At 75.2% G+C, this 16,153-nt stretch carries 18 protein-coding genes; 5 read left to right on the top strand and 13 right to left on the bottom strand.

All coding sequences use genetic code 11. From position 1 onward, the window contains the following. The first annotated feature begins 43 nt into the window (after positions 1–43). The gene (locus RQM47_RS05960; protein WP_314007879.1) at positions 44–511 is read left to right on the top strand and encodes a hypothetical protein; all 468 of its coding nucleotides are present in this window, start codon (positions 44–46) and stop codon (positions 509–511) included. 299 nt (positions 512–810) lie between these two features. Here RQM47_RS05960 and RQM47_RS05955 read toward each other — a convergent pair whose 3' ends face one another. The 11 genes from RQM47_RS05955 to RQM47_RS05905 all read right to left on the bottom strand — a co-directional run bounded on the left by RQM47_RS05955 (position 811) and on the right by RQM47_RS05905 (position 11,055). Continuing rightward, positions 811–1,467: a hypothetical protein gene (locus tag RQM47_RS05955; protein ID WP_311663694.1), complete on the bottom strand. Its 657-nt coding sequence runs from the start codon at positions 1,465–1,467 to the stop codon at positions 811–813. 72 nt (positions 1,468–1,539) lie between these two features. Beyond that, positions 1,540–2,022, bottom strand: a complete 483-nt coding sequence (locus RQM47_RS05950; RefSeq protein ID WP_311663693.1) for an NfeD family protein — start codon at positions 2,020–2,022, stop codon at positions 1,540–1,542. A 103-nt stretch (positions 2,023–2,125) separates the two neighbouring features. After that, positions 2,126–3,487 carry an NfeD family protein gene (locus RQM47_RS05945; protein WP_311663692.1) on the bottom strand — a complete coding sequence of 454 codons (1,362 nt, stop codon included), beginning with the start codon at positions 3,485–3,487 and terminating at the stop codon, positions 2,126–2,128. 190 nt (positions 3,488–3,677) lie between these two features. Then, complete coding sequence (locus RQM47_RS05940) at positions 3,678–4,481, bottom strand: L,D-transpeptidase family protein (protein WP_311663690.1); 804 nt, start codon at positions 4,479–4,481, stop codon at positions 3,678–3,680. A 217-nt stretch (positions 4,482–4,698) separates the two neighbouring features. Continuing rightward, entirely contained in the window at positions 4,699–5,457 is a 759-nt protein-coding gene (locus RQM47_RS05935) for an HAD family hydrolase (protein WP_311663689.1), read from the bottom strand. 314 nt (positions 5,458–5,771) lie between these two features. Then, positions 5,772–7,343: a M1 family aminopeptidase gene (locus RQM47_RS05930; RefSeq protein WP_314007876.1), complete on the bottom strand. Its 1,572-nt coding sequence runs from the start codon at positions 7,341–7,343 to the stop codon at positions 5,772–5,774. A 56-nt stretch (positions 7,344–7,399) separates the two neighbouring features. Beyond that, the gene (locus tag RQM47_RS05925; RefSeq protein ID WP_311663687.1) at positions 7,400–7,783 is read right to left on the bottom strand and encodes a DoxX family protein; all 384 of its coding nucleotides are present in this window, start codon (positions 7,781–7,783) and stop codon (positions 7,400–7,402) included. Continuing rightward, positions 7,780–8,649 (bottom strand): hypothetical protein, encoded by an 870-nt coding sequence (locus RQM47_RS05920; RefSeq protein WP_311663686.1) that lies wholly within the window; start codon positions 8,647–8,649, stop codon positions 7,780–7,782. The genes RQM47_RS05925 and RQM47_RS05920 overlap by 4 nt, the downstream gene beginning before the upstream one ends. Next, on the bottom strand, positions 8,646–9,491 hold the full coding sequence (locus tag RQM47_RS05915; protein WP_311663684.1) for an enoyl-ACP reductase: 846 nt from the start codon (positions 9,489–9,491) through the stop codon (positions 8,646–8,648). The genes RQM47_RS05920 and RQM47_RS05915 overlap by 4 nt, the downstream gene beginning before the upstream one ends. A 306-nt stretch (positions 9,492–9,797) precedes the next feature. Beyond that, positions 9,798–10,175, bottom strand: a complete 378-nt coding sequence (locus RQM47_RS05910) for a response regulator (protein ID WP_314007873.1) — start codon at positions 10,173–10,175, stop codon at positions 9,798–9,800. A gap of 46 nt (positions 10,176–10,221) precedes the next feature. Then, positions 10,222–11,055, bottom strand: a complete 834-nt coding sequence (locus tag RQM47_RS05905; protein ID WP_314007871.1) for an inositol monophosphatase family protein — start codon at positions 11,053–11,055, stop codon at positions 10,222–10,224. Between the two features lie 100 nt (positions 11,056–11,155). On the opposite strand from RQM47_RS05905, the gene RQM47_RS05900 reads away from it, so the two are divergent. The 3 genes from RQM47_RS05900 to RQM47_RS05890 all read left to right on the top strand — a co-directional run bounded on the left by RQM47_RS05900 (position 11,156) and on the right by RQM47_RS05890 (position 14,023). Further along, on the top strand, positions 11,156–11,869 hold the full coding sequence (locus RQM47_RS05900) for a hypothetical protein (RefSeq protein WP_314007868.1): 714 nt from the start codon (positions 11,156–11,158) through the stop codon (positions 11,867–11,869). Between the two features lie 430 nt (positions 11,870–12,299). Next, on the top strand, positions 12,300–13,052 hold the full coding sequence (locus RQM47_RS05895; protein ID WP_314007865.1) for a biotin--[acetyl-CoA-carboxylase] ligase: 753 nt from the start codon (positions 12,300–12,302) through the stop codon (positions 13,050–13,052). Then, positions 13,049–14,023: an SDR family NAD(P)-dependent oxidoreductase gene (locus RQM47_RS05890; protein WP_314007862.1), complete on the top strand. Its 975-nt coding sequence runs from the start codon at positions 13,049–13,051 to the stop codon at positions 14,021–14,023. The genes RQM47_RS05895 and RQM47_RS05890 overlap by 4 nt, the downstream gene beginning before the upstream one ends. Here the strand turns inward: RQM47_RS05890 and RQM47_RS05885 are convergent. Next, positions 13,933–14,145 (bottom strand): hypothetical protein, encoded by a 213-nt coding sequence (locus RQM47_RS05885; protein WP_314007859.1) that lies wholly within the window; start codon positions 14,143–14,145, stop codon positions 13,933–13,935. The genes RQM47_RS05890 and RQM47_RS05885 overlap by 91 nt on opposite strands. Before the next feature lie 137 nt (positions 14,146–14,282). After that, on the bottom strand, positions 14,283–15,107 hold the full coding sequence (locus tag RQM47_RS05880) for a ZIP family metal transporter (protein WP_311663672.1): 825 nt from the start codon (positions 15,105–15,107) through the stop codon (positions 14,283–14,285). A 181-nt stretch (positions 15,108–15,288) separates the two neighbouring features. Between RQM47_RS05880 and RQM47_RS05875 the strand changes: the two genes are divergently transcribed. Continuing rightward, positions 15,289–16,104, top strand: coding sequence for an SDR family oxidoreductase (locus RQM47_RS05875; protein ID WP_311663670.1), 816 nt, complete (start codon positions 15,289–15,291; stop codon positions 16,102–16,104). Positions 16,105–16,153 lie beyond the last annotated feature (49 nt).

The raw sequence follows: 16,153 nt of genomic DNA, 5'->3' as shown, positions 1-16,153 counted from the left end.
CCGCGTTCTCTTCCGCGTTCGTCATTCAACATTCCGCATTCCGTTGCTTCTCGCCGTCGACCTCGGGCTTCGCACCGGACTCGCGCTGTACGGGCGGGACGGGCGGCTGGTCTCGTACCGCTCGCAGAACCTGGGCACGCGCGCCCGACTGCGGCGGGCGGCCGGCTCGGTGCTGAACAACCACGCGGGCGTCGAGCGCCTCGTGCTGGAGGGCGGCGGCGACATCGCGGAGATCTGGAAACGGGCCGGCGAGCGGGCCGGGCTCCGCGTCCGCGTGGTCGACGCCGAGACGTGGAGGCGGCCCCTGCTCCTCCCTCGCGAGCGCCGCTCCGGCGCCGACGCGAAGGCGGCGGCCGACGGCCTCGCGCGCGCCGTCATCGAGTGGAGCGGGGCGCCCCGCCCCAAGGTGCCGCTCCGCCACGACGTCGCCGAGGCCATCGCCGTCGGCCTGTGGGGCGTCGTCCGGGCGGGGTGGCTCGACGGCGTGCCGGAGGCGGTCCGCCGGCGGTAGCCAGTGGGTCGGCGGGTGCCCGCCCCGCCTGCGTGGCGCAGAGGGCGGGGCGGACCCAAGGGGCCGGGTGGCGCCCGACGTCGCAGCACACCGCCCCGCCCGACCGTAGCGCCGTTGCGTGCGTCGGCGCAGCGCCGACGTCCCCATCCCGGTGCCCGCCCCGCCCGTGTAGCGCGGGGGGCGGGGCGGGGCGGCGCGTCGTCCACAGTGCCGCCCCGCCGGACGCCAGGCGCCCCCACTGCCCTACGGATCTTCTACCGACCTACTGACCCGCTGATCTTCCACTGGCCTGCTGCCTCCTACCGTATGCCGAACGTGTTGGTCACGCGGACCCAGTTCGGCACGTTGACGCCGCGCGACTGGCCGGCGCCCTCGCGGACCCACGCGTCGGTGTACTCGCCCTCGATGGCCCGCCGCATGGTGATCTCGTCCAGCGTCGTGCCCGTCCCCTCCAGGAGCTCGACGGCGACGGGCTCCTGGTCCGGCGTGAGGTACACCTGGACCGCGACGCGGCCGCTCACGTCGGCGAGGCTGTCCGGGACCACGAGCGGATCCGTGCGGGGGACGGTCTGCGCCGGGTTGTAGCGCTGGAAAAAGTCGGCCTTGACGCTCTTCACGAGGGCGTCCGCCTCGGTTCCGTAGTTGCCGCCCGACGGCACGCCGTCCTCGACGACCACGAGAAAGTCGGCGCCGAAGACCGAGTCGACGACTTCGGGGTTCGTCCGGTAGAGGTCGGTCATCTTCTCCTGCGACCACCGCACGAACTCGGACCCGTCGCGGGCGACGCCCATGCCCTCGATCGTCGAGAGGTCGCGGAAGGCGGCCGACGTGTCGGTGCCCGGGACCCACCAGCGGCCGCCATCGGCGGTCCACCCCTCGGGCGGGGCGGCAGGCGGGCCGGGCTCGGCGCAGCCGGCGGCGAGGACGAGGACGAGGGCGGCGAGGGCGGGGCGCATGGCAGTCGGGGCGGACCCAGGGGCGGGGTGGCGGAAGCTACTCCGCCCCGCCCGCGCGCACCCGCCGTGGCCCTACTCCTCGACCACGCGGACGATAAACCGCCGGCGGTCGAGCGCCACCACGCGGACCCGGCTGCCGGCGGCCACGAACGCCCCCTCGGTCTCGACCTCGAGGCGCGCCCCGCCCACCTCGGCCACCCCGCCCGGGCGGAGCGGGGTGAGCGCCGTCCCCGTCTGCCCCAGCATCCGCGCACGCCCCGCGTGCTCCTCGGCGTCGGCGTCGGCGTCGCGGCGGAGGCTGTCGGAGAGCACGAAGCGGTCCCACGCGCCCGAGTCCCACAGGAGGTACGCCACCCCGCCCGCGGCCAGGAGCGTGGCCGCGAGCGTGGCCAACCCGCCCGCCCACCCGAGCTCGACGAACGCGTAGACCACGCCGACGGCCGCGCCTACCACCCCCAGCACGCCGACCGCGTTGAGGCCGGGCACGACCGTGACCTCGACGGCCACGAGCGCGAGGCCGACCAGGATCAAGAGGGCGGGGATCAGGAGCTCCACGTTGGGGCGGGGCGGGGGGAAAGGGCACGGGGTACCCGGTACGGGGCACGCGTCCTGTCGCGCCACCCCGCCCGTACCACGAGCCCGGCACCTCGTCCCCGCATCAGGCCACCTCGCGGACGACGACGCGCGACCCGGCCGCGCTGACGACTTCGACGGGGGCGCCCGGCGCCACGAACGTCCCCTCGGAGACGACGTCCACGCGGACGCCGCCGACGGTGGCCGTCCCCGACGGGCGGAGGCCGGTGAGCGCCGTCCCCCGCTGCCCGACGAGCGCGGCCACCGTGTCGGCCGACGTGTACCCCTCGAGGCTCGACAGCGTGGGCGCGAGAACGAGCCGGTTGAGGCGCTCCGACTTGGGCAGAAGCCGGCCGAGCGAGATGGCGAACAGCACGACGAGCACGAGGGCGGCCGCCAACGTCGTCGACGCGCGGGCGATCTCGACGTCGGTCGGGAACGCGAACCCGATGTTCGGGATGAGCGCGATAAAGAGCGCCCCCAGCATGGCCACGATCCCGGCGATCCCGAACACGCCGAACCCGGGCGTCACGAACACCTCAACGAGCAAAAGCCCGACGCCGACCACGAACAGCGCGATCTCCCACGCCTGGACGAGCCCGAGCAAATAGTGCGGGGCGAAAAAGAGGGCCGCGCCGACGACCGCCACGGCGCCCGCGAACCCGACGCCGGGCGTCTGGATCTCGAAGTACAGCCCGCCCATCATCATCATCATGAGGATCGAGGCGAGCACCGGCGAGCCCAGAAAGCGGAGCACGCGCTCGGCCGTCGACGCCCCATGTGTGACCTGCTCGCGGTCGGCCAGCCCGAGCGCCTCGACGGCCGCGTCGACCGACGGCAGCTCGGCGTCGGCGACGCCTAAGAGGACGGCCTCGTCGGCGGACAGCGTGAGGAGCGTGCTGTCGTCGACCACGCCCGGCACCACGATCGTCTCGTCGACCATCGCCTCGGCGATCTGCGGGTCGCGGCCGGTCGCCTCGGCCGTCGCGCGGATCATGCCGCGCGTGTAGCTCTGGACCTTCTCGGGGGCGTACTCGCCCGCCCCGTTCACGGCCGTCGCCGCGCCCATCGAGGCGCCGGGGACGAACACGATCCGATCGTTGGCGTAGGCGATGATGGCCCCGGCCGAGGCCGCGTTCCGGTCGACGACGGCGACGGTCGGGACCGGCGACGAGAGGACGGCCTTGCGGATCTGGTCGGCCGCCTCCAGGAGCCCACCGAACGTGTCGATCCGAAACACGACGGCCGCCGCGTCCGCCGCGGCCGCGTCGTCGAGCGCGCGCTGGACGTACTGGGCGAGCGCGTTGTCGATCATCCCGTCGATCGTGACGCGGTAGACGGGTCCGGCGCCGGCGTCGTCGAGCGGGACCAGCGCCGGCTGGGCGGCGGCCGCCCCGCCCACGAGGACGAGAGCGGCCAGGCAGACGGCCGTGCGGAGGGCGGTCATGGTGTGCGGGGTTGGGTTCCCACCGGGTACGACTGCCCGCTGGGAGGTGTTGCGCGCGGGCGGGGCGGGCGCGGAGCAAAGAGCGAAGGGTGACGAGCCCGCCCCGCGCCTCCACCCCGCCCCCGGCGGAGCCGCCCCGCCCTCGCCGCCACGGGCGGGGCGGCGAGCGCTCTACCCGTAGCTCGTCGCTCTACGGCTCGATCACGATCGGCGTCCCGACCTCGACGTAGGCCCACAGCTCGTCCATGTGCACGTTGCGGAGCGCGACGCACCCGCGCGTCCACGCACGGCGGCGGCCGGAGCCGTTGCCGTGGATCTCGATGAGCCCGCCGAGCCGCGTGCCCATCGGCGGCTCGCGGCCCTCGCGGTCGGCGTCCACGATGGCCTCGTACTGGGCCTGCGTGATGAGCCCGCGCTCCAGCCCGCGCAGCGCGTGGACCGGGTTGGGGTAGCTGACCACGAACGCCCGGTAGTACTGGGAGGCGTCGTTTTTCCGGCACACGAAGAACACGCCCTCCGGCACCCGGTAGTGGTCGGCCTCGCCGCGCGCCGACCGGCGGACCTTGTCCTCGTCGCTGCGCGAGACGTCGGCCGGCAGCTCGCGCACGAGCCGGTCGCCGCGGTACACGTACACCGTCCGGTCCGACTTGTCGACGCGGACCCAGACGTTCGAGATCGCCTCGGCGCGGACGTACCCGCGGTCCGGCCCGTACTGGACGAGCCGCCACCCCGCCCCGCCCGCCTCGTCGCCGAGCACGCGGACGCCGTCGCGGACGCGGAGCGTCAGGACCACGGCCGCCCGGTCGTCGGGCGCCGCGCGGAGCGCGACCTCCGGGGCCGTCACGTAGTACGCCGGCGCGGCGTCGACGTCGTAGGCCCGCTCGATGGGCGGCGGCGTGGGCTCGGTGCGCGCGTCGAAGCCGCCCGCACTCGCCTGTCCGAGGGCGGGGCCAGCGGCGAGGACGAGCAGGAGGACGAGGGCGGGGCGGGCCATGAGGTGAGTCCGGGGGAGTGGCAACATATAGGCCGCCCCGCCCGGAGGCAACGCTCACGTCACTCACGAGCCGGCACGGGGAGAGCGAGGGCGGGGCGGGCACCGAACGAGCGAACGCGCACCCCACCGCCGGTTCGTGCGTCGGCGCGTCAGAAAACGCCCTCGCCCCGCGTGCTCGGCGGCGCCTCTCGGACTCCGGGGCTACCCTCTGCCGCCCCTAGGCGGCGACGTCCAAGCCGTTGCGGCGGAGGCAGACGCGGTACGCCTCCAGCACGCCGTCGAGCACCGCCCCCTCGGTCACGACGTCGGCCGCCTCGCGGGCAGGGCGAGCGCCGTTGGCCGGCGCGAACCCCAACCCGCACGCGGCGATCGCCGGGGCGTCGCCGTTCGTGTCGCCGATGAAGGCGATCTCGGCGAGGTCCAGCCCGTCCGCGTCCGCCAGCCACTGGAGCGCCAGCACCTTCGTCAGCGCCGCCGGCACCACGTCGACGGAGTACGGCGTGTGGTAGGCGACGAGGTCGGGCGCGTGGGCCGCGACGAACGCCTCGACGTCCGGCAGGTGCCGCTCGCACTCGCCCGGCACCGGCCCCACGATGCCGGCCTGGCTCCGCTTGCCGTAGTCGAACAAGACGGTCTCGGAGCGCGGAACGACGGCCTCCAGCAAAAACGCCCGCACGGCGTCGAGGTCGCGCTCGACCTCGGGCGTGAGGGCGGGGTTCCAGGTGATCCGGGCACCTTCCAGGTCGAACCGCCCGCCCCCGCTCTCGAACAGCGCCGGCGCGCGGAGCCCGAGCGCCTGGGCCACGGCCTCGACGTAGGCGTACGCGCGCCCCGAGCAGATCCCGAGGCGCGGGTAGCGCGGGTCGGTCTCGGCCCGCCCCGCCCACCGGCGCAGCTGCGCGAAGCCGTCGAGGTCGTACGCCGTGTACGGCTCGCTGAGGCAGCCGTCGATGTCGGAGAGGAAGAGGCGGATCACGGGAAGGCGGAAGGCGGAAGGCGGAAGGCGGAAGGCGGAAGGCGGAAGATGGCCGCCCCGCCCGCGGAAAAGTGGGCGGGGCGGGGAGGTTGTCTCAGAGTTCTCCGCCCCGCCCAGGGCGCCGTCGGTCGACGGGGGCGGGAGCCGTAGCGCCGTTGCGCGCAACGGCGTTTGGGCAACGAAGCATGGCCGTAGGGGCGACCGGCGGTCGCCCGTGGGCTGACGACCGCGACGGGCGGGGCGGCCACGACAGGCGGCAAGGGCCGGCCGCCCCGCCCTCACGGTCCAACGGGCGGGGCGGCGGCGCCCCGCGCCTACTCCACGCGGAGCAGGATCCCCACCGGCTCCACCGTCGGCGCGTCGGCGCCCAGTAGGCGAATGGAGCCCGCCGTGGCCGCAACGAACCGCCCCGCCCCGCCACCCTGGCGGACAAAGAGCTCGAACGGGACGCCGTCGAGCGTGCCGCCGTCGCCCGTCACCGTCCACGAGAGCGTTTGCGTCGCGCCGTCCCACCGTGTTTCGAGGGCGGGGAGGCCCTCGCCATAAACCCACACGCGGAAGACGCCGCTCAGGTCGCGACCCGTCTCTCGCTCCAGTGCGCGCTGGAACGCAGCCGTCGAGAGCGGGCGGTCGGCGTACGCCTCGCGGACGCGGCGGAGCCCATGCCAGAACGCGGCGTCGCCCAACGTCAGGCGGAGCAGGTGGAGGACCGCCCCGCCCTTGTTGTACACCGTCGCTGAGAGCACGTCGGCCGGGTCGTCGAGCGACGCCGGAACGAGGCGGCGGGCGGCGTCCTCAAGGCCGATCTCGCGCACCATGCGGACAAGGTGGCGGCGCCCGGCGTCCTCGCCGTCGAGACGGCGGTAGACCTCGGCCGTGAGATACGTAGCCGGCCCCTCGCTCAGCCACAGGTCGCGCCAGTCGGCCGGCACCACGTCGTTCCCCCACCACTGATGCACGAGTTCGTGGACGTTGACCTCCTCGACCGCGTTGCGGACCGGCGCGTCGGCGCCGTAGAGGTCGGCGCGGAGGAACGGGGCGGCGGCGTTCTCCATGCCGGCGTAGCGCATGGGCACCTGGACCGTCGCGTAGGCCGCGTACGGGTACGGCCCGAGGAGGGCGGCGAGCGTGTCGAGCGCCGCGCCGGTCCGCCCGAGCCGCCCCGCCCGGCCGCGCTCGCCGGCCAGGAGCACGTGGCGGAGCGGCACCGCCCCGCCCGCGGCCGCCCCGCCCTCGACCACGTCGAAGTCGCCGACGGCGAAGGCGGCCGTGTAAACCGGGGCGGGGCGGTCGAGCACGAACCGGGCCACGCGCCGCCCGCCCCCGACGGAGTCCGACGCGGCGACGCCGCTCGCGGCCACGTCGAACGCCGCCGGCACGTCGAGCGTGAGGTCGAGCATCGTCGGGTCCGACGGGTGGTGGACGCCCGGGAGCCAGCCGGCCGCGCGGTCGGGCCAGGCGTCGGTGTAGACCACGCGCTGCCCCGGCGCCTCGCCCGCGTAGAGCCCGGCCGCCGGCGTGCCGTCGTAGTCCACGTCGACCACGACCACCCCGCCCGCGCCGCCGACCGGGACGCCCAGCGCGTCGCCGTCGCGGAGGATCTCCACGGGCCGCCCGTCCACGCGCACGGCGCGGACGGTGAGCGCGTCGTCGAGCCCGAGCACGAGCGTGCCCAGCGTGTCCGGCACGGCGACCACGAGCGACACGCGGCCGCCGAGCGCCAGCGCCTCAGGCTCCAGCCGGAGGTCTGCGATCGTCTCCAGCACGTCGACGCCGTCCTGCGGGGGCGGGGCGACGACGCTGGCGTCGGGGTCCGCGAGGCACCCGACCAGGAGGAGCGCGAGCGCCGCCGCCCCGCCCAGGCGCCAGAGCCGACTCGCCCTCATGCGTGGGCGGGGTGGAGCCCCTCCCCCGCCCCGCCCGCCTGCCGGGGGCGGGGCGGTCACGGGCGGCTCGCCCAGACCACCCACACGATGAGGACGGCCTGGAGCGGGAGCCGCGCCCACAGCGCCCACGCCGGCGCGAGGCCCGCGAACCGCTCGGCGTGCGTGGCCATGAAGACGTTGGCCGGGAAGACGGCCACGAGCAGCGCCACCAGCCCCCACCCCGCCCACGGGCGGACGGCCGGGACCAGGAGCCCCAGCCCGCCCAAAATCTCCGCCGCCCCGCTCACGAGCACGAGCAGGCGCGGGGCGGGGAGGGTCGGCGGGACGATCGCCTCGAACGCCTGCGGCCGCACGAAGTGGAGCGCGCCGGCGCCCACGAACACGAGCGCCAGCACCACGACGGACGCCGCGCGGAGGCCGCCGTCGGGGAGGCCGATCATAGGGACCCCGGGTCAAGCTCGAAGAGCGCCACGCGGACGATCCGCGCCCCGCCCGTGGCGATTACGCCGACGACGCCATGCCGGTCGCCGTACGAGGCACCGACCTGGTAGAGCCCCGGCGCGAGGGTGGCCTGAAACCGGACAGGACCCTCCCCAGATAGCCGTTGAAACGTGGGCGGGGCGGCGCCCTCCATCTGCACCCCACCCCACCACTCCGTCACGCCGACCTGGAGCGTGCTGTCGGTCGGGACGGGCGCCCCGCTCACTCCATCCACGACCGTGACCGTGAGCGTCGTAGGAGGACCGGACGGATCGAGCCGCTCGCCCCCACCGACGCCCCCGAAGCGGGCTGCCGCTGCGTCCAGCCACCCGAACAGGTCACCGCCGAGGCCGCCCAGTTGCGCCACTCCCCCGCCGATGGAGTAGCCGGTTGCCCAACCGTCCGCGACGTGGCCGAGTTGGATGGGCGGGGCGGTCCAGCACATCTCCGTCGTGAGCCCCCCACCCTCGGTCCACCGCGCGAACACGAGAAACCAGTCGCCCCTGTCGAAGGCAGGCGCGTAGGAGCAATTCCACCCGTCGTTCGATATGACGACCCGGTCCTCCACCCCGCCCCGCCACCGGCGGCCGACCTCGAAGACGTACTCGTTGGCGCCGAACCCGGCGATCGTCTGGGCCTCGAACGGCACGCGCTCGACGACGCGGCCGGCGAACACCTCGTCGTGGCTGGTGAGGAGCGCGAGCATCCGGTCGGGCTCATCGAACGCCTCGGCCTGGAAGGCCGGCCCCATCGCCATGCAGTCGCAAGCGGCGGCGGGCGCCGCCCAGAGCGCCACGAGGACGAGGACCCACCCCGCCCGCGTCACGAGTCCTCTCCGACGGTCCCGCCCATCTGCTCGACGAGCGCGTCGGAGATGCCCATGGCAGAAAAACCGCCGTCGTGGTACAGCGTCTGCATCGTCACCATGCGGGCGTAGTCGCTGAGGAGCGTCACGCAGTAGTCGGCGCAGCTGGCGGCGTCGGCGTTGCCGAGCGGGGCCACCTTTTCGGCGAAGTCGAACAGCGTGTCGAACCCGCCGATCCCGCCGCCGGCCGTCGTCCGCGTCGGGCTCTGCGAGACGGCGTTGATGCGGATGCCGCGCCGGCCCAGCCGGTAGCCCAGCGAGCGCACGATGGACTCGAGGAGCGCCTTCGCGTCGCCCATCTCGCTGTACTCCGAGAAGATCCGCTGGGCGCCGATAAAGCTCATGGCGAGCACCGAGCCGCCGTCTTTCATGGCGTCGCCGTCGAGCGCGGCCCGGACCATCCGGTGCAGCGAGACGGCCGAGATGTCGAGGGTCTTGAGGTACCACTCGTACTTCAGCCCCTCGTACGGCTTCCCCTTGCGCACGTTGAGGCCCATCCCGATCGAGTGGACCACGAAGTCGAGCGGGCCGCCCAGGTGCTCTTTGGCCTCGGCGAAGAGGGCGTCGAGGTCGTCGTCGTTCGTCGCGTCGGCGTAGACGATGGGGCTCCCGCCCGTCTTCTCGGCGAGCTCGTCGAGCTGGCCGAAGCGGCTGGCGACGGGCGCGTTCGTGAGGACGAACCGGGCGCCCTCGCGGTGGGCGGCCTCGGCGAGCGCCCAGGCGATGGAGTTGGGGTCGAGGGCGCCGGAGATGACGCCGACTTTGCCGGCGAGGAGTCCGTGCCCGGCGGGCGTGTCAGCCATGAGGGGGAGGTCAGTCAGGGGCCGCCAAGCTACCGCCGCCCCGCCCCGCCCGGCACGAGGGGCGGGGCGGCGGAGAGACTATCTAGTATCCAGAGACTATCTGGTATCCAACGTCCCGTCTCCTCCCCCCAGCGGGGCAGGCTGGGAGGGGGACCTCGGCCGGCCGCCCCGCCCTCGCCCTGGCCTCCCATGTCTGTCCCCCACCCCGGCCCTCCCCCGGTGGGGGAGGGAGACTCCTACCAAACAGTCTCTGAGAAGAGGCGGGAGGCGCGGCGCGTGTCTTCCTCCTCTTCTCCTCCGCCCCCCCTACGCCGCCCCGCCCAGCAGGTCGCGGACGGCTTCGAGCATCGGGGCGCGCAGGACCGGCTTCGAGAGGTAGGCGTCGAACCCGGCCGCGAGGCAGCGTTCGCGGTCGGCCGACGAGGCGTGGGCCGTCAGCGCGAGGGCCGGCACGGCGGCCGTCGCCCCGCCCGCGCGGAGGCGCGCGACGAGTTCGATGCCCGTCATGCCGCCCTGGTAGTTGAGGTCGAGGAGCGCCGCGTCGACCGCCCCGCCCTCGATCTCGGCGAGCGCCTCCTCGGCCGTCGCGACCGCGACCACGTCGTACTCCTTGCGCAGGTAGATCGAGAAGAGCGTCCGGTTTTCGGGGACGTCGTCGGCGACGAGGACGCGGGGGCGGGGCATGAGGCGGCGCGTGGGGCCACCGAGTATCGCCGCCCGGGCGGGGCGGCTAAAGCGCGTCGCCCTCCACCACCTCGCGGTACGCCCGCCCGAGCGGGGCGGCGACCTCGGCGAGCGCGCCGAACACGCCGGGCGCCGCGGCGACGAGCCCACCCGTGGCGACGGGGTCAGCGCCGGGCCACAGGCCGGCCACGCGCCCGCCGGCGGCCTCGACGAGTGCGACCCCGGCGGCCACGTCCCACGGCGCGAGCCCGGCCTCGAAAAAGCCGTCGAACCGCCCCGCCGCCACCCACGCCAGGTCGATCGCCGCCGACCCGTGGCGACGGACCCCGCGCGTCCCGCGGATCGCGGCCTCGAACGTTTCGAGGTACGCGTCTACGTAGCGGTAGTCGCGGAACGGGAAGCCCGTCGAGATCAGCGACTCGTCCAGCCGCTCCGCCTCGGCCACGCGGGCGGGGCGGCCGTCGACGGTGCAGCCGCCGCCGCGCACGGCCGAAAACGTTTCGCCGGACGTCACGTCGACGACCACGCCGACGGCCGCCGCCCCGCCCTCGCGGAGCCCGATCGAGACGGCGTACGGCGGGACGCCGCGCGTAAAGTTGGTGGTGCCGTCGAGCGGGTCGACGATCCACACGCGGGGCTCAGCCAGGCGCGCCTGCACCTCCGACGCGCCCTCCTCGCCCAGCATCGTGTCGTCGGGGAACGCCTCGCGGAGCGCGTCGAGCACGATCCGCTGCGCGCCCTCGTCGACGAACGTGACCAGGTCGTGCGTCCCCTTCGAGCGGACGTCGGAGGCGTCGAGCCCGCCGGCGTGCTCGCGGATAAAGTCTGCGGCGGCGTGGGCGGCGGCTTCGGCGACGGAGCGCTCTCGGTCGAGGGACATGCGTGCGGGCGGGGCGGGGCGGTCGGGGGCCGCTGCAACCCGGCGGGGCGGGGCGGGTTCTGACGAGCGCCCCCACCCCGCCCATTCGAGTCCGCCTGCTTTGCTCGTCCGCCTCGCCGTCACGTTCGCCCTCCTCAGCGCCGTGGGCGGCTGCGCGGCCGACGCGCCCCCAGCGGCGGCGCCGTCGGAGGCCGACCGTTTGCTCGCGAACGTGACCCAGGACGCCCTAGCCGGCGCCTTCGCCCGGCTCGACTCTGCCGGCTACGTGGCCGACCTCGACGTGACGCAGCGGGACGCGAGCGGGGCCGAGGTGGGCGCGGTCGCCCTCACGCTCCGGTCCAACGGCGGCGCGCTCCGCGTCGAGGACCGACGGGGCACGGGGACGCTCTCCGCCCCGCCGGACGACCCGCCCCGCCTCCGCGACCCGATCCGCTCGGCCCTCCCCGCCGAGCCCGCGTTCGTCGACCCGGCCTCGCGCGAGCAGTACCGGCGCGCGGTCGTGGGCGACACGGTCGTGGCGGGGCGGGCGCTCTGGCTGGTCGAGGCCGTGCTCGTCGACACGACGGCCGAGCAGGCGGTCCGCCGCGTACGCGCGGCCGTCGACCCGCAGACGGCCCGGCCGGTCGTCGTCGAGGTCGAGCGCCGGGCGGACTCGGCCGTCTACACCGAGGCGAGCCGGGTGCGCGTCGCGCTCGCGCCGGGGCGGGGCGGCGCGTGGCTCCCACGCGAGGTCGAGACCGACACGCGGACGGACGTCCCGCTCGCGGCCCCCGTCCGCCTGCGAACCGTGTGGACGGTGCGGGCGGGGCGGTGAGGAATGCGGGATGGAGGGGGCGCCGTCCAGCGGGGCAAGCTCCTCAGACCGCCCCGCCCTTCCCGGACGCGGTACGTCGCGTCCCGATCAGCGCAGGCCGCCGGGCGGGGCGGTGCTCGTCCAGGCCGCCGTGCTCGCCCGACCACCACCCCTATCCCCTCCTGGCCAGGAGGGGGACTGCCGTCGCCTCGGGACGGTGTCGGCGCCATCCCAGGTCTCCCCGCCCGCCCCGGACACGGCACGCCGTGTCCCTACGGGTGCCCGCCGTCGGGCGGGGTGGTCGGGGGCCGCCCCGCCCACCGGCGGTTGCCGGCGCGGGCGACCGCCGGTCGCCCCTACGCCCCACGGGCGGGGCGAATCTGACGCCACCCCGCCCCGCGTGCGCCCTATTCCTCTATCCCTCCGTCCCGCATCCCTCCTACCTTCCGCCATGCCCGTTCGCCCACTCGGCCACCCCGCCCGCCACCTCGACGCCGTCGGCTCGACGATGACCGAGGCGGCGGCGTGGGCCGAGGCCGGCGCCCCGCACGGCGCGCTCGTCACGGCCGCGCACCAGCGGGCGGGGCGGGGCCGCTGGGGGCGGACCTGGGCCGACGCGCCGGGCCAGAGCCTCATGCTGTCGCTCGTGCTCCGCCCCGCCCTCGATGCCGAGCGGCTCGGGCTCGTCGCGCTCGCGGCCGGGCTCGCGCTCGCCGAGGCGCTCGACGCGTTCGGCGTGGGCGCCCGGCTCAAGTGGCCGAACGACGTCCGCGTGGGCGGGCGGAAGCTGGCCGGCGTGCTCGCCGAGGCGACGTGGGCGGGGCGGCGGCCGACCGTCGTGCTGGGCGCCGGGCTCAACGTCGAGCAGGCGGCGTTTCCCGACGCGCTCGCCGACCGCGCCACGTCGGTCCGCCTCGTGACCGGGCGGCCCGTCGAGCGCCTCGCCCCGCTCGACCCGTTCCTCCGCCGCCTCGAAGCGCGCCTGGCCGACGCCGAGGGCCGCCCCGCCCGGCTCGTCGCGGACATTGAGGGGCGTCTCGAACAGCGCGGCGAAACCGTCGCCGTGGGGTTTCCCGGGACGGACCGGCCGCCGGTCGAAGGCCGCGTCGTCGGCCTCGCGCCGACGGGTGCGCTCCGGCTCGCCACCGACGCCGGCGAGGTCGCCCTCCACGCCGGCGAGGTCACGCTCGCCGTCCCGTCGTGATCCTGGTCACCGGCGCGACCGGGTTCGTCGGGTCGGCGCTCGTGCGCACGCTCGTCGCGGGCGGGACGGCGGTCCGCGTGCTCCGGCGGCCCACGTCGCGGCTCGACCTGCTGGGCGGGGCGGCCCGCGAGGTGCAGCACGCGCTGGGCGACGTGACCGACCCGGCCTCGGTCCGCGAGGCGATGGGCGGCGTGGACCTCGTGTACCACGTGGCGGCCGTCGTCGCCTTCGGCCCGGCCGCGCGGCGGGCGCTCCGCGCGGTCAACGTCCGCGGCACGGCGCACGTCGTCGACGCCGCGCTCGACGCCGGCGTGGGCCGGCTCGTCCACACGTCGAGCATCGCGGCGCTGGGGCGGCCGGACCACGCGGGCGGGGCCATCGACGAGACCGCCGTGTGGACGCCCTCGCGCCAGAACACGGCCTACGCGGCCAGCAAGCGGGACGCCGAGCTGGAAGTGCTGCGCGCCGTGGCCGAGGGGCTCGACGCCACGACCATCAACCCCGCCCTCGTGTTCGGCCCGGGCGCGCGGCCGGACGAGGGCACCGGCCGGCTCGTCGCGCGCGTCGCCGCCGGCCGCCTCCCGCTCGCCCCGCCCGGCGGCACGGCCGTCGTGGACGTGGCCGACGTCGTCACGGGTCTCCGCGCGGCGGCCGAGCGGGGCGGGACCGGCGAGCGCTACGTGCTGGCGTCGGAGAACCTGAGCTGGACGGCGATTCTGGGCACGCTCGCCGCGGCCCTCGGCGCCGCCCCGCCCCGGGCGACGGTCCCCCCCGCCCTGCTCCGCCTCGCCGGCGCGCTCGGCAGCCTGGGCGGGGCGGTCACGCGGAGCGAGCCGCCGCTGACGCAGGCGACCGCGCGGACGGCGGCGGAGACGCACCGCTACGCGAACGACAAGGCGGTGCGGGAGCTCGGTGTGACGTTCCGCCCATTTGCCGAGACGGCGGCGAGGATTGCGGAGGCGAGCAGGTAGAGCAGGTAGAGCAGGTAGAGCAGGTAGAGCAGGTAGAGCAGGTAGAGCAGGTAGAGCAGGTAGAGCAGGTAGAGCAGGTAGAGCAGGTAGAGCAACCTGTTGACGGGGGCGAGGCGGGTCAAGGCTTTCTGCTCCTCCACGCACGGCTCCCGCCCCGCCCTCGCACGCGAGCGGGGCGGGCGGGCACCCGACCTGCTCTTCCCGCGCTCTCTCTTCCCGCTCTCTCTTCCCGCTCTCTCGCTCTACCTGCCCCCTCCGCTCATTCCCACACCAGCGGCAGCGCCATCAGCGCGATGCCGAGCACCATCATCACGAGCTGGCCGACCGCCTTCGACGCCGGGTAGCTGTGGCGGCGGTTGAGCTCGGGGATGAGGTCGCTGCCGGCGATGTAGAGGAACGCGCCGGCCGTGACCGGCAGGAGCCCGTCGGCCAGGCCGTCGACGCGCGAGCCGAGCAGGAGCACGAGGCCCGCGCCGACGAGCCCGACGAGGCCGGCGGCGAAGTTGTACAGGAGCGCCTTCCGCGGCGCGTAGCCGCCGTAGACGAGCACGCCGAAGTTGCCGATCTCCTGCGGGATCTCGTGGAGCATCACGGCCAGCGTCGTGACCACGCCTGTGGGGATCGAGACGAGGTAGGCCGCGGCCACGACCGCCCCGTCGATCAGGTTGTGCGCCACGCTCCCCGCCAGCGCGACGAGCGCGAACGGGGCCGCCCCGCCCTCCGCACTGCCGGCCGCCCCGCCCGGCGCCCCGTGGGCGGGGTGGTGCGCGTGGCCCGTGGCCCCGGCGATGGCCTCGGGCGCCCCGTGTTGGTGGCGCCAGTGCAGGAACTTCTCGAGGACGAAAAAGGACAGCACGCCCGCCAGCACGAGCAGGCCGGTCTCGGGTCCGCCGCCGAACGCCTCGTACGACTCGGGGATGAGGTGGAGGAGCGCCCCGCCCAGCATGGCGCCGACGGCGAACGAGACGAGCAGGAAGATGACCCGCTCCAGGCGCCCTTTTTTCAGCGACAGCGTGAGCGCGCCGGCCAGCGACACGAGTGACAGGCCGAAGACGGAGAGCAGGGCGGCGGCCCAAGCGGGCATAATGGGGAGGGCGGGGTGGAGGCGCCCTCGACGGGGGCGGGGCGGCACATCGTACGGACACGCGCGCGGGCGGAAACGGCTCCCGCCCCGCCCGCGCGGCCGCGTGAAGCTCCCGGGCGGGGCGGGCATTCCCGGTCCTCCACCCCGCCCTATTCTGGACGATCACCCGCCCCCGCTGCCCATGCCGCCCCGCCCCCACGGCCCCGCCGTCACGCTCATTACGGGCGCCGCGAACGGGATCGCCCGCCAGTTCGCCCGCGACCTGCTCGCCGAAGGCGACCGCCGCCTCGTCCTGTGCGACCTCGACCTGGACGGGCTGGAGGCCGCCTTCGGCGACACGCCCGCCCAACTCCGGCGGCTCGACGTGTCTAGTCTCGCCGCGTGGCGCGACGTCGTGGGCGGGGTGGTCGAGGAGCACGGTCGGATCGACGCCGTCTGCAACATCGCCGGCGTCCTCACGCCGGGATGGATCTGGGAGATCGACGACCGCCAGATCGACCTCCAGGTCGACGTCAACGTGAAGGGCGTGCTCTACGGGTCGAAGGTGGCCGCCGAGCAGATGGTGTCCCAGGGGTGGGGCCACATCGTCAACATGGCGTCGCTGGCCGGCATCGCGTACACGCCGGGCAACGCGATCTACGGCGCCACAAAGCACGCCGTCCGCGGGTTCTCCGTCTCGATCGCGTGCGAGCTGAGGGAACGGGGCGTGGCCGTCAGCACCGTGTGCCCGGGCGTGGTCGACACGCAGATGCTCGACGACCAGATCGACCGCGACGAGGCGGCCGTGACGTTTCTGACGGGCACCCCGCTCACGACCGGGCAGGTCTCGACGCTCCTCCAGGACGTGCTCCGCGACCGGCCCGTCGAGGCGTGCCTACCCAACGCGGCGTCGGCCAAGCTGATGAACGCCGCGCCCGGCCTCGCAGTCAGGGCATACCGCGTGATCGCGGCTCGGGGCCAACGCGCCGCCGCCCACCTCCGCGCCCGCCGCGCCTGACGCCGCCCCGCCCCGAAACGCCACCGCCCCGCCCACGAGCGCGGGCGGG

It is taken from the genome of Rubrivirga sp. S365 (assembly GCF_032248475.1).
Classification (GTDB): Bacteria; Bacteroidota; Rhodothermia; order Rhodothermales; family Rubricoccaceae; genus Rubrivirga; species Rubrivirga litoralis.
The sequence above is the reverse complement of the archived record's forward strand: the minus strand, read 5'-3'. Positions and strand labels throughout refer to the sequence as shown.

Coding starts and splice junctions, on each gene's coding strand:
- RQM47_RS05875 (WP_311663670.1), top strand. CDS start 15,289: ATGCCGCCCCGCCCCCACGGCCCCGCCGTCACGCTCATTACGGGCGCC.
- RQM47_RS05895 (WP_314007865.1), top strand. CDS start 12,300: ATGCCCGTTCGCCCACTCGGCCACCCCGCCCGCCACCTCGACGCCGTC.
- RQM47_RS05940 (WP_311663690.1), bottom strand. CDS start 4,481: ATGGCCCGCCCCGCCCTCGTCCTCCTGCTCGTCCTCGCCGCTGGCCCC.
- RQM47_RS05910 (WP_314007873.1), bottom strand. CDS start 10,175: ATGCCCCGCCCCCGCGTCCTCGTCGCCGACGACGTCCCCGAAAACCGG.
- RQM47_RS05955 (WP_311663694.1), bottom strand. CDS start 1,467: ATGCGCCCCGCCCTCGCCGCCCTCGTCCTCGTCCTCGCCGCCGGCTGC.
- RQM47_RS05930 (WP_314007876.1), bottom strand. CDS start 7,343: ATGAGGGCGAGTCGGCTCTGGCGCCTGGGCGGGGCGGCGGCGCTCGCG.
- RQM47_RS05880 (WP_311663672.1), bottom strand. CDS start 15,107: ATGCCCGCTTGGGCCGCCGCCCTGCTCTCCGTCTTCGGCCTGTCACTC.
- RQM47_RS05905 (WP_314007871.1), bottom strand. CDS start 11,055: ATGTCCCTCGACCGAGAGCGCTCCGTCGCCGAAGCCGCCGCCCACGCC.
- RQM47_RS05945 (WP_311663692.1), bottom strand. CDS start 3,487: ATGACCGCCCTCCGCACGGCCGTCTGCCTGGCCGCTCTCGTCCTCGTG.
- RQM47_RS05925 (WP_311663687.1), bottom strand. CDS start 7,783: ATGATCGGCCTCCCCGACGGCGGCCTCCGCGCGGCGTCCGTCGTGGTG.
- RQM47_RS05915 (WP_311663684.1), bottom strand. CDS start 9,491: ATGGCTGACACGCCCGCCGGGCACGGACTCCTCGCCGGCAAAGTCGGC.